The sequence below is a fragment of the Acaryochloris marina S15 genome (assembly GCF_018336915.1).
Classification (GTDB): Bacteria; Cyanobacteriota; Cyanobacteriia; order Thermosynechococcales; family Thermosynechococcaceae; genus Acaryochloris; species Acaryochloris marina_A.
Genome location: NZ_CP064923.1, coordinates 2069730 through 2082469, shown reverse-complemented (window position 1 = coordinate 2082469; position 12740 = coordinate 2069730). Strand labels below are relative to the sequence as shown.

At 46.7% G+C, this 12740-nt stretch carries 11 protein-coding genes; 3 read left to right on the top strand and 8 right to left on the bottom strand.

Going from position 1 to position 12740, the window contains the following annotated elements:
- Positions 1 to 176 precede the first annotated feature (176 nt).
- Together I1H34_RS10205 and I1H34_RS10200 are read right to left on the bottom strand one after the other, a co-directional pair.
- Positions 177 to 518, bottom strand: a complete 342-nt coding sequence (locus I1H34_RS10205; RefSeq protein ID WP_010471865.1) for a DUF1815 family protein — start codon at positions 516 to 518, stop codon at positions 177 to 179.
- A 251-nt stretch (positions 519 to 769) separates the two neighbouring features.
- A complete protein-coding gene (locus I1H34_RS10200; RefSeq protein WP_212665517.1) occupies positions 770 to 2128 on the bottom strand; it encodes an ABC transporter ATP-binding protein in 1359 nt (452 codons plus the stop codon).
- Between the two features lie 108 nt (positions 2129 to 2236).
- Between I1H34_RS10200 and I1H34_RS10195 the strand changes: the two genes are divergently transcribed.
- A complete protein-coding gene (locus tag I1H34_RS10195) occupies positions 2237 to 3709 on the top strand; it encodes a TM0106 family RecB-like putative nuclease (protein WP_212665516.1) in 1473 nt (490 codons plus the stop codon).
- Between the two features lie 34 nt (positions 3710 to 3743).
- Here the strand turns inward: I1H34_RS10195 and proC are convergent, their stop codons facing one another.
- From proC to I1H34_RS10165, 6 genes are all read right to left on the bottom strand, one after another.
- On the bottom strand, positions 3744 to 4559 hold the full coding sequence (gene proC, locus I1H34_RS10190; protein WP_212665515.1) for a pyrroline-5-carboxylate reductase: 816 nt from the start codon (positions 4557 to 4559) through the stop codon (positions 3744 to 3746).
- A 123-nt stretch (positions 4560 to 4682) separates the two neighbouring features.
- The gene (locus tag I1H34_RS10185) at positions 4683 to 5279 is read right to left on the bottom strand and encodes a cell division protein SepF (RefSeq protein ID WP_212665514.1); all 597 of its coding nucleotides are present in this window, start codon (positions 5277 to 5279) and stop codon (positions 4683 to 4685) included.
- 501 nt (positions 5280 to 5780) lie between these two features.
- Positions 5781 to 6467 (bottom strand): YggS family pyridoxal phosphate-dependent enzyme, encoded by a 687-nt coding sequence (locus tag I1H34_RS10180; protein WP_212665513.1) that lies wholly within the window; start codon positions 6465 to 6467, stop codon positions 5781 to 5783.
- Positions 6467 to 6736 (bottom strand): transcriptional coactivator PipX, encoded by a 270-nt coding sequence (gene pipX / locus I1H34_RS10175; RefSeq protein WP_212665512.1) that lies wholly within the window; start codon positions 6734 to 6736, stop codon positions 6467 to 6469. The genes I1H34_RS10180 and pipX overlap by 1 nt, the downstream gene beginning before the upstream one ends.
- Positions 6737 to 7137: 401 nt before the next feature.
- A complete protein-coding gene (locus tag I1H34_RS10170) occupies positions 7138 to 8538 on the bottom strand; it encodes an anthranilate synthase component I (RefSeq protein WP_212665511.1) in 1401 nt (466 codons plus the stop codon).
- 22 nt (positions 8539 to 8560) lie between these two features.
- Positions 8561 to 9535, bottom strand: coding sequence for an energy-coupling factor transporter transmembrane component T family protein (locus I1H34_RS10165; RefSeq protein ID WP_212665510.1), 975 nt, complete (start codon positions 9533 to 9535; stop codon positions 8561 to 8563).
- Between the two features lie 264 nt (positions 9536 to 9799).
- Between I1H34_RS10165 and I1H34_RS10160 the strand changes: the two genes are divergently transcribed.
- Positions 9800 to 10396 carry a pseudouridine synthase gene (locus tag I1H34_RS10160; protein WP_212665509.1) on the top strand — a complete coding sequence of 199 codons (597 nt, stop codon included), beginning with the start codon at positions 9800 to 9802 and terminating at the stop codon, positions 10394 to 10396.
- 230 nt (positions 10397 to 10626) lie between these two features.
- Complete coding sequence (locus tag I1H34_RS10155; RefSeq protein ID WP_212665508.1) at positions 10627 to 12723, top strand: serine/threonine phosphatase; 2097 nt, start codon at positions 10627 to 10629, stop codon at positions 12721 to 12723.
- Positions 12724 to 12740 lie beyond the last annotated feature (17 nt).

Genomic DNA, 12740 nt, shown 5'->3' with positions numbered 1-12740 from the left:
GGTAATTGAAACATGACAGCTTGCCATTGAGCCATTCTTGAATCCTCAAGATGACTACACAATTTACCCCCTGCTAACTAGGTATACAGCGTAACATTTCACCAACGAATTTGGACTAAATCATTATTTAGACCAGCCCAAGGTGGGGACAAATTTGGCTAATTGGGTGAATAAGGTTATGACTCGGCCAGCACAGAAGATGGACTCTGAGCAGGCTGTTCATACTTGATTAAGTTGGCTAATTCTTGCAGTTGGCTAATGGCTTCAGCCCCTTCCAACTTCATGAGTTCGCGATCATCGCGCATTTCGGTCCAGGTGATTCCATAATCGGACACTAAAAACCGAATTAGATGGTTCTCTCCTAAACTCACCATGAAGGAGGCGCTGTTCATTTGGCCACCGCAGGTATAGCAAGATGCCACGTATCCTCGGCGCTCTAGCACAATGGCTAGGGCCTGAAGGTTCATGACTAAGTCTCGAACAAATTCACGGTGTTGATTGGCTAACCGGACAAACACAGGATTACCCTTCTGAGTGAGTACACATTCTAGCTTGGTTAATGGTTATTGACATAGGCTATTTTTTAACTTGTCTTCTCTTGCTTATTGTTCCCAGGTTTGCAGGTTGCCCGATCGAGCAGTATTTCTGCTTTGTTTAGGTATAAATCGTTTACTAAAGATGCTGGAAGGTAACTTAATGGAGCCCAGCTTCTAGTTCCGTATAAAAACACACAGAGTCAAACAAAGGATAGATGGGAAACGAGCCATTTTTAATGGATTGGGGCTGGTGAATGGCTGGGGCGGATTGCCGCTTCGGTCTGTTCATCAAACAAATGAATCTTGTCCAGTTGAATCGAGAACCATAACTGTTCGCCAAGGCTGACTTGTTGATAGGGATTAATGCGGGCAATCAATGGGGCAGGTGAATGGGCCATTTGATGGTTCTGAGTCAACTGTAAAGAGAGAAAGGTCTCGTGGCCTAATGCCTCAACCAGTTCGACCTGGGTGGGAATATTGCTAGAGTTCGGAGAGGCCAAATCCAGATGTTCTGGGCGAATCCCCAAGGTGAGGGTTCGGCCTTGATAGTTTTGGAGAACCGTTTCCCATACTTCTGGCAAGGTGAGGGTGAATTGTGTGTGCTGTAAGCTGCGAGGCGACTTCACATGAACGGAGATAAAGTTCATGGGGGGAGAACCGATGAACTGGGCCACAAATCGGTTGATCGGCTGGTTATACAGGTCTAAAGGACTGGCAATTTGCTGAATTTGTCCGGCATTCATAACCGCAATTCGATCCCCCATGGTCATGGCTTCCGTTTGGTCATGGGTGACATAAACCGTTGTCGTTCCTAGCTGTCGCTGTAGCTTGACGATCTGAGCTCGGGTTTGAGTTCGCAGCTTGGCATCCAGGTTGGACAGAGGTTCATCCATCAAAAAAACCTGGGGCTCACGGGCCATGGCTCGCCCCAAGGCAACCCGCTGCTTTTGTCCCCCGGAGAGTTGCTTGGGTAGGCGATCTAATAAAGTCTCAATTTGTAAGACTTCGGCGACTTGATTAACGGTCTGCTCAATTAATTTTTCTCGTTTCGAACGATATCTAAGGGACTTGGGTAGAATTCGGGTGGCGGATACCAAGCCAGATTCGAGTTTTCTACGGAGAGATGCAGAAATAGAACGCCGTTTATGATCTCGTTGAGATTGGGTGCGACGGAGGCCAAAGGCCAAATTGTTGTAGACGCTCATATGGGGATAAAGGGCATAGCTCTGAAATACCATGGCAATGTCTCGGGCTTTAGGGGGGAGGTGATTGATTTTGCGATCGCCAATCCTGATACTGCCCCCAGTTAAGTCCTCCAAACCTGCAATCAGTCGTAAGAGCGTGCTTTTGCCGCATCCCGATGGTCCCACCAGCACCATAAACTCTCCATCGTCAACGGAAAAATTGATGCGGCGCAATACGGTAACGGTATCGTTTTTGGTATCGCTCTCAGATGTAGTCTGGGTCGGTGTTGTTGATATTAAACTGGGCTCAACGGACGTGGTATTGGCTGTGCGATCGCCTTTACGAGCCGGGAAACTTTTATAGACATCCTCAAAGACAACCTGAGCCACGACAACATCGGTATCCATTACATCGCTCTCAGCCTATTGTGCTGCTCGATATCAGTCAAGGGAATTTACCGGTCAACCAGAAGGATTTGCTAAGATTCCTTCAGGGAAAACCATTATTGTGTCTGCATGCTGCTGACCGCCCAATTACTACTGAGTTACCAACGTTGTCATCGACAAGCATATCTGGATGTCTTTGAAGACAAAACTCAAAAATCTGCTCCCAGCGACTTTCTAAACAAACTTCGGCAGGATCGCATTGAGCATCAACAGAACTTTTTTGCTCGTCAACCCTGGGTCCAACCTGACTATCCCAGATACGACTGGCAAGCAGGAGCCCAAGCCACGTTAGCGCTAATGCAAGCTGGCACTCCCTATATTCGGCGAGGTGTTCTATGGATGGATCAAGGCAACGGTGTTGCCTATCAGAGCATTCCCGATCTCCTTACTAAAATAGAGGGAACCTCTAACTTTGGAGATTGGCAATATGTGCCAACGGATATTCGCTTGAGTAAGCGTCCCAAGTTGGAATATCAAATTTTGGCAACATTCCATGCTCACCTGTTGGCGAGTGTACAAGGGGTCTGGCCAGAGGAGTCTTATCTGTATCTGCGGGAACGAGGGCTCTATGCCGTTAACCTGACGATCAACCAGCCAAAGCTAGATTTATTACTCCCTGAACTCATCAAGATTATCCAGACGCAACAAGAACCAGAAGTTTTTATTGTCAGTAATCGATGCAGCTTGTGTGGATGGCTACCCCATTGCTATCAAATTGCTCAACAAGATCAACATTTATCCCTTTTGCCAGGGGTAACCCCCAGTCGCTACCCCATTCTCCAAGCTCATAATTTAGCGAGTGTGGAAGACTTAGCGTTTGCCAATCCCACCCAATTAGCTGAGGTCACGGGATTTGGTCGAGAGGTTGCCAACAAACTGATTTGCCAGGCTCAGGCGTTTGCCAAGCAAGCTCCTGTGATTTTCGCTGCCAGTGAGGTAAGCGCAATAGCCGCCCAAATTTCCCCTGCTCCCATCGAACTCTATTTCGATATCGAAGCAGAACCCAGCCTTAATTTGGCCTACCTACATGGGGTACTGGTTGTAGATCGAGAAAACCAGACCGAAACCTTTTATCCCCTTTTAGCCGATCAACCTCACCAGGAAGAGCAGGTGTGGCAGCAATTCTTAGATTTAGTGCTGGCCTATCCCCATGCACCGATTTACCATTTTTGTGCCTACGAAGTACAAACCGTTGAGCGCTTAGCGGCCCTATATGGTAGCCCCGATACAATTATCCAGCCTTTACTAGAGCGGTTTATCGACTTACATGCCCATGTGACCCACACGGTTGTGCTCCCAGTAGAAAGCTATACCCTGAAACTAATCGCTCGATGGCTAGGGTTTCAATGGCGAAATAGCGAAGCAAATGGAGCGCAGTCCATCTATTGGTATAGCGAATGGCTCTCTACTAGCAATCGTGATTTCCTCGATACGATTGTTGAGTATAACGAGGATGATTGCCAAGCCACCTATCACATCAAAAATTGGCTGGCTGATTTTTTGGCTTCCGAGTTGGCTGCTCCTGCTTTACAGTCTCCATAGTTTAGAGATTTGAACGAGGTGGAGCTATAGTTTCCTAGCCTTGGCCAAGTTCACAGGAACGATGGTAAGCGGCCTGAACGGCCTTGATAAAGGCTGAACGAAGTCCAGCTTGCTCTAGTGCCGCCACTCCAGCAATAGTGGTACCGCCCGGACTCGTGACCTGATCCTTGAGTTGAGCTGGGTGCAGTCCCGTTTCATCCACTAATTTGGCAGTGCCTAACAGGGTCTGCAGGGCTAATTGAGCTGCAATGGGGCGAGGCAAACCCACTGAAACGCCACCATCAGTAAGGGCTTCCAGAACCAAGGCGACATAAGCTGGCCCCGATCCCGATAATCCCGTAACGGCATCCATTAATGATTCAGGTACAGTAACCGCCTGACCAACGGCGCTAAAAAACTGATGAGCGAGATCTAGATGCGTTTGATTCGCATGGTTACCAGCTGCGATCGCAGCCATGCCAGCACCAACAGTAGCTGGGGTGTTTGGCATTACTCGAATCACAGGGGATCCAGGAAAAGCTTTCTCTAACGCCGCTAAAGTGACCCCCGCCAAAATAGAAAGGACCAGACAGTCAGCGGGGATAGACGATGCGAGGGGAGCTGCTACCTTTGCAAATATTTGGGGCTTAATCGCCAACAGCAGTACTTGAGAGTTGGAGGCAACCGCATTGTTATCTGTAAACCCTTGGATCTGATAGGCCGATATCAGATCCTCTAATCGTTCTTTGGAGACATCACTAACCTGAACCTGCTCTGGCGAACAGATTTCTTGGGAAAGCAGTCGTGACAAGATAGCCTCAGCCATCACACCACCGCCAATGATGCCAAGCTGATCGCAAAACTGACTCACTAGAAAACCCCTAAGCCGAAGATGGCAGAAACAATGCACCAGTCTACCAAAGCACAGTCAAGATTCCTTGCAGTATTTAGTTTTGCGAAAACCTAAAATAGCCAGGGATAGCTATTGACTCACTTACTGAGCAATGGCCTGATTCATCTGCACATCATTTTTCCAAGATGCAGTGGCTGCAGGTCGTGAAAAATGGGGTGTAGTCGGTGCTTCATGAACAACACCAAGATGGGTGCTGACCTGAACACAATTAGGAGTGAATAGGAAGATGCTATCTCCAACACGCTCTTGATGACCGTCAATGGTATAGGTTGCACCCGCCACGAAATCAACGGCTCGCTGAGCCTGAATCGGTTCCATCATGGTCAGATTAAGAACCACAGACTTACGCTCACGTAGAGCTTGGATCACTTGGGGCATTTCTTCAAACGCTCGTGGCTCCATCACCAAAACTTCAGTGGTAGATCCCCATAAGCGACCCGCACCTGGCATACCCACAACATTACTAGTAGTAGAACTCACTTGAGACCCCTGTTCTTTTTCAGATTGACTTTTCAGTGCTTCACCCACTTCAACGGGGTCTTCGGAATACTCTGCTGAATAAGAATGATCCGAATACCCATCGTTTTGAATTTCGTCATATTCATCCACGTAATCATAATCGTCATCCGATTCTGGGATGCCGACGAAATCCTTTAATCTGCCAAATAAACTGCTCACGAGTTGGGCTCCATCTATGAAGGTTTTGAGGGTGTGAAGAACCTGATTTCAGAAAGACCGAACATTTGCTCAATCTAAGGTCATCAAGGAATTTTATTCGTAAAGATCTTTATTAAAATTAGATCTTCTCATCAAACTTGTATTTGTTTGATTTGTCAATACCACTGTCGCCTTAATTACCAAAAGTGATTGTTATAGAAAAAATCAACTCTTGGCGACAAATCCCATGGTATGGAAAATTTAGATTGAATTATACATCAAAGACCTAATTGCAAATCAGTAATTCGACTGTTGAAACTAAAATTTAAATTAAGAAATAATTTCCTTTACATAACCTATAAAATTTCCATCTTCTGCCAGGGACTTTATATCAACACTGTTATTTCAATAGATACTATCGCTATTCATAAAATAGTGATCAGCCCAGGAAAAACTTGTGAAGACGCTCTTGCTGATTGCTTCATCCTGAAAGCAATCAGCCTCACCCCCTAGAGGGATAGCTTAAGGCAGAGGTCGATCCCCAAAAAGGCTACGTCCTACTCGAACCATTGTTGCTCCAGCCTGAACGGCCAACTGATAATCCTTGGACATCCCCATGGACAGGTCACTCAAGGTGAAATTCTCCTGAGATGGCTGGGAAATATCTTGAGCTAGCTTTTGAGTTTCGTGAAAAGCATTTAAGGTTTCTTGGCTCGTTAAACCCATCGGTAATATCGTCATTAATCCACGCCAGCGAAGATGGGAGCAGGCTTGTAAAGCGGGTAGATCTGTTTTGAGATCAGCAAACATCCATCCGAATTTGTCAGGATCTGAGAGGGGTTTGACTTGCAAACATAGCTGAGGTGAATGTTCTACCGATTCAACAATCCGATTGAGGCGCTGGGCTAAAGCTAAGCTATCCACAGAGTGAATCCAATCGAAGTGTCGAACAGCTAGTTTGGCTTTATTGCTTTGAAGATGACCGATGAGATGCCAAGTGAGCCCTGAGAGATCCTGCAACTCAGCTTGTTTCTGAATCGCTTCCTGTACCCGGCTTTCGCCAAAATCCCGTAGACCTGCGTCATAGGCCTCTCGGATCAAAGCAGCCGGCATATATTTGGATACAGCAATCAAACGAACGGATGGCGGCAAGGCCCCCTGAATAGAGATGACTCGATCCTTGAGAGTCAATGGCTGCGAAGAAGGCATTATTGAAAGGTTTGTTGGTGAACAAGCTGAAGTTGGTCATAGTCTTGGCGGGTACCAGACCGCCTCAGAAATCTGAGACGACTTTCAACGGTGACTTTGGCCTCTTGCCGAGTGATGGGAGAAAATTCTAACCGCTCTTCAGAAGTGGTGACTATAAAAAATAACCGTTGGGCATAAAGTGTGGTGTACAACGCACTCCTAGCATCAATCACACACAGACTGTAGAGTAGACCAAAAGTTGGATGATTCAGATACGTTTCAGTGATCATTCGCGTATATAGGAGAGGCCAAAGCTATAGGAGTGATTCTATAGAACGATAACTACTGTCTAGAAAAATGCTGTGGACCCTGTCTAGGTAGCATTGTTTCTAAAGGATAGGGTAGTTTTAGGCGATGTCTATTTTTTCCTGAGGGTAAATCTTGATGATTGATGGACTAGGAATAGCTGAAGTTATTTTGTAGAAGTTAAATAGATCACTATTTCTTTAAGGATGACCGTCTCTTCTTAGTTAAAGTCCACCAAGCTGAACAATCAACAAATTGTCGTCTATTATACTGGACGGCCTTCGCTAAGTTTTTACTGGTTTTTTGAGTATATTTACTGTCCCTTTAACTAAACCCCTGATACAACTCATTCTCAAGGCATTAATTAGAAGTAATCAAGCAAGATCTACTGACTCATCGCTTGAATTGCTTCCACCTGAGCTTTAGCTTTTTGTAAGGATTCTAACCATTCTTGTTTGGGGTCACTATCTGCCACAATTCCCGCTCCTACTTGCCCCCAAATTACAGAAGACAGGACAGAACTTTGTGAGGCTCGTGTTGGGGGATGTATGGGGGTAATCAGTAAGGTTCGGATCAAAATATTCAGATCTAGCTGTCCCCGGTAATCTAAATATCCGCAGGAGCCATAAAACAAACTCCGTCGATAAGGTTCTAACGTTTCAATAATTTTCATACAACGAACCTTGGGGCAGCCGGTGATGGTTCCTCCTGGGAAGACCGAACGAATCAACTCAACCGCAGAATGGGCAGGCTGCAGGGTACCAACAATATTGCTGACTAGATGAATCACGTGACTGTAGTATTCAAGGACTAGGAATTCATCGACAGTGACCGATCCCCAGGTACAGACTCGACCTAGGTCGTTGCGTTCCAGATCGACCAGCATGGTATGCTCCGCTCTCTCTTTTAAGTTCTCACTTAAAGCTTGAGCTAATTTCTGATCCTCTTCGGGGGTGATTCCCCGGGCGCGAGTCCCTGCAATAGGGCGGGTCTCGGCTTGTGACCCTTTGAGCCGAACAAGCCGTTCTGGTGAACAACTGACGACCGCTCCCCATGGAGTTTGCCAGTAGCTGGCAAAGGGGGATGGGTTGATTGTTTGCAGTTGTTGATAGAGTTGCCAGGAATCGACGTTGGCCGTGACAGAAAACCGAGTAGAGAGATTGGCCTGGAAAATGTCCCCAGCTTGAATATGGGCTAGGGCCTGTCGCACCATCGCTTCATACTCAACTTGGCTAGTCAAAAACTGAAAGTCTGTCGCCTTAAACGGTTGATCGATTTGTTGTGGGGCATAGGATGCTAACTGGTGTTCTAGGTGGTCTAGCTGGTGGGTATCCGTTACAGCTAACCAGAGAATCTGATGCTGATGATCCAAAATTGCAAAGTTTTCAGGTTCATACCAAAAGGCGATAGGGAATGGCAATGGATCAGGATTCAGTTGCGGTAAACGCTCGATTTCCCAAGCGAGGTCATACCCCAGCCACCCCAGCCACCCACCCTGAAAGGGCAAATCGTCAGGGATATCATCTGGGCATAAAGGCTTTTTAATTTGTAACTGGTGTTCCAAGAACGGTAATATCTGCCCCAATTCAGGTGTCCATAAGCGCAACGTGTCGGTATCGTTCCGAGGACCGCCTGCGCAAATTGAGTACTGACCGAGGGGATGGGGATAGGGGCTTTCGAGCAAGGTCGCGATCTTTTGATCAGCAAATAAGGCTGCAAAAATATCTGTACCACTGCGTTCGAGTAGTGGTACAGATCGCCAATACCAAGGCTTTAATTCGTCCATGTAGAATATCAACGGTATGGATTTAGGGAAGCATTCCGACCCAAATGCGTAAGCCGCAAACCAAGACCACTAAAACTAAAGCAAACTGATCCATCAACCGAATTTGGAGTTGATGCCACCTGACTTGGTGGTGATTAGGACTGGTAAAGCCCCGTACGGTCATGGCACTAGCCACTTGTTCTGCCCGTAAAAATAGATTCTCAATGAGGCGATCGGCCAACATCAGCCAGAGCTGGAAGGCTCCCCGTACCCCTAATTTCTTCCAATTAATGGCACGAGTACGAATAGCTCGAATCAAATTTTGGATTTCTTCCAGAACCAGGGGCATAAAGCGCAGCGCTAGGGTTAGGGTTAGGGTCACTTCAGTGATGGGAATACGCCACCGCTTCAAGGGTTGCAACAGAACCTCAATGGCGACGGTTATTTCTTCTGGAGCCGTTGTCAGGAGATATAGGGTTGTTCCATAAATTAAGGTAAATAGCCAAGTTGCCAACCTTAATCCTAATTCTAGGGATCGGCGAGTGATTCTGACGGGGCCATGATGAAAGAGCACATATTGATATGGTGTGGGTTGAGGAAGAGAGGGAGGGAGATTTTCCTCTGAACCCTGCCAAAAAATCAGGGGTTGATACCAGGGTTGAGATTCTGTTGGCAGGGAAGAGGGTTCTTGCGTAAATGTCAGTTCTTGAGTCGGTAGTCTGGGTTGATAGGACACTGCCAGGCCATCTGGCATTAAGGTGGTAACGCTACAAACCAATAGACATAACAACAATAACCAGCCAATTTGCTTGCGCCAGACTCGCCATGGAATGGTCGCCGAAATGGTGAGTAGGATCAATCCCAAGACTAAGGCAAACCGCCAGGGTAAATCTGCCAGTAATGGCGTGAGCAGGAACATCATCAGCCAAGCCAGTTTTACTCTGGGATCAAGCCGATGTAGCCAAGTGCGAGGTTGTTCCAGGTAAAGCCCAAGGGGAAGGGAGCGAAGCAGATCCATCTATGGCCTTCGAGACGCGTTAATCACCAGCCTATCCTAAGTGATTTCTAGGGTTAAGAGGTGCATTTACACTTTATAAATAGTGTTCTCAATCCAAATCTGGTTATATCCGGTACCAAGCCTCACTAAAGGATCCTAGGGATAGTGTGAGCTTGTGCCATTGCTTAAGATGTTTTGAGATAAAAGATGGCGTTCCCTATACATAGGGTAACCAGATGTATATCAGTGTGAACTGAACTTTGACGAACAGGATAGGAAACAGAAATGGCTTGGCAACATATATTGTTCTATAAGCCCTATGGGGTCCTTAGCCAGTTTACGGATCGGCAAGACACTGAGCATCCAACCTTAAAACAATTTATTTCAATCCCCGATATTTATCCGGTTGGTCGATTGGATCGGGATAGCGAAGGTTTATTATTGCTATCCAATCATGGTGGTCTCCAACATCAGTTGTGTGATCCTAAGTTTGGACATCCCCGCACCTATTGGGTTCAGGTGGAAAGAATTCCTGATACAGCTGCGTTACAAAAACTTCAGCAGGGAGTCACGATCCGCAACTATCGAACACGACCGACTCAAGCCTCACTCTTAACTGAGCCACCTTCTTTACCTCCCCGGACTCCACCGATTCGGGTTCGCAAGCATATCCCTACGGCATGGATAACGATGACCCTCTATGAGGGCCGCAACCGCCAGGTACGAAGAATGACAGCGGCTGTGGGTTTCCCAACCTTACGTTTGGTACGGGTTGCGATCGCACATTTGCAACTCAAGGATCTGCAGCCGGGCCAATGGCGTCACCTTTCGTCACCAGAAATCAATCAACTTCAATCCCTGACACACTTACCTCATCTCTAGCAAATGAAGCCAAAGCTGATCCATCGGCCTACTCAAAAAACGTTTCAAATCTCAATCTACGGTTGAGGATAATTGTGAGTTGTATAGTGGGATCACCTAATAACGAGCTATATTTTGTCACAGCAAATGTAACGATAACTTCCGTAATTTAGCGGAGTGCAAGCTTCTCATTACTAGTTACCATTGCCATAGTTACTGTCCGCCACCCTAGGCAAACTGATTTTTTTCGGATGATTAAATGTCCCCAGTGTAATTACCACAACATTGACGATCATCGTTTCTGTCAACAATGTGGCACTTCCCTTACTCAAAAACACTGTGCAAGTTGTGGACATTTAGTAGATTTTGAAGTTACCCACTGTCCCCAATGTGATCATTTGACCGGAACCATTTGGTGGACTCTAATTACACCGCTCGTTAGCCTCGAACAATCCCCGAGCCTTATAGAACTTTCTTCTATCGATACGATTCCCGTTGGAGAACCCGTTGCCCTTCTGGATGACGAACCCTCTACAGAAGAGCTGCTAGACTCCATTGAGCGTTTAGTAGGTGATCAGCCAGATCGATCAGACGCTGTGAAACTCGATCCACCTAGTGCCTCAACAGCAGTGTTACCGCAGCGGGGTGACTCAGATATTCCATCCATGTCTCCTGCTATCCAGAGTTTTTTGGATCAAAACCCTCGATATCAGCTCTTAGCATCAATGGTGCCTCAAGATCCGAAACTTGCGGAAAATGGCAACCTTGAGCTCACTATTCTAGATACGCAGCCGCTGCAGGTCTCGCCCCTGGCTATTATGTTGAACCAGTTAGAGGGAGCTATTAATCCTGCTGACATGGGTCAGCCAGAAACGATTAAAGATTTTTTAGAAGCGCAGCCTTTGCCGTTCCCGATCGTTCTAGAACCATACCTAGCCCTGAGGCAACAGTTTCCTCTCCTGCTACCCCATGTCCATGACGCTTGGCAGTCAGAACAACAGGCAGTCATTTTATTAGAGAACCGCGCTGATTTGCCGTCTTTAAAGGAAGTCATTGCCGAAGGTCAAACGAGTCCCACTCAAATTCTGTACTGGCTAGAACAAACTTTGAATTTTGCAGTGATTTGTTCTCCCTGGCAATGCTTACCTAGCGTTCTCCACAAAGAAAACTTAAAGATCGATCAGGGACAAATCCTCTGCCTTCAGCAACTTCTATTTGAGCCCGGTCAGTTCTGGCCGGGTAAGCCTGAAAAGGGTAGTACCTCCATCCAATCCCCGACCTGGGACGATTTAAGGTATGTCTGGTTAGATTTATTGCAAGGATTGGGAGCTTCCCTCTCAGAGCAATTTCAGCCCTTGTTGATCAATTTGCAATCTGCTGAGAACGTTACTCAAACAGAGCTTCTGGAATACTTAAATGAATTAAGTCAGCTTTTACCTAGTACCCAGCCTCCTACGACTCCTACACAGGTTCATCAATCTTCCGTTGCTGGAACGGGTGCTGTGCCAACCCTGATTTTGCCCAATCAGTTGGTTCATTTGGCAGCGGCAGGTCAAACGGATGATGGTCGAGATCGACATCACAACGAAGATTACTTTGTAATTGATCAACGGCTCCAACAAATTTGTAACCCCCACCAAAACCAAGTTTCTGGCCAAGGACTCTACATTCTCTGTGATGGTATGGGAGGACATGCTGGGGGGGAGATTGCGAGTTCTTTAGCGACAGAAACCCTAGCTCAATATTTTCAAGCCCATTGGCAGACTGAGTTTCCCGATACTGCAATGGTGAAGGATGCCATTTATGCTGCGAACCATGCTCTCTTTCAGTTGAATGAAGAGAAGGCTGGCAATAGTCGCATGGGCACCACCCTAGTGATGGCTTTGGTTCAAGATACTCATATTCAAATTGCTCATGTCGGTGATAGTCGTCTATATCGTCTGACCCATCAATCAGGATTAGAACAAATCACGGTTGATCATGAGGTTGGGCAAAGAGAGATTCAACGAGGAACCGATCCGACCGTGGCCTACGCCCGGCCGGATGCTTATCAACTCACTCAAGCTCTAGGGCCTAGAGAGAATGAGGCCTTGGAGCCCGATATCCAGCTCCTCACTGCCGCCGAAGATACTTTATGGTTGATTTGTTCGGATGGATTAACAGATAATCACCTATTGGAAGTCCACTGTGACCAATACTTATTGCCCATGCTTAACTCTCAAATCCCCTTGCAACAAGGGGTTAATGAGTTGATTATGCTGGCTAACGAACATAATGGTCACGACAACATCACGGTCATTGCCATCCTGATGAGAGTCCAACCTCAGCGATCTTCCCAGACCTATTAACGGGAACCTATTTAAAA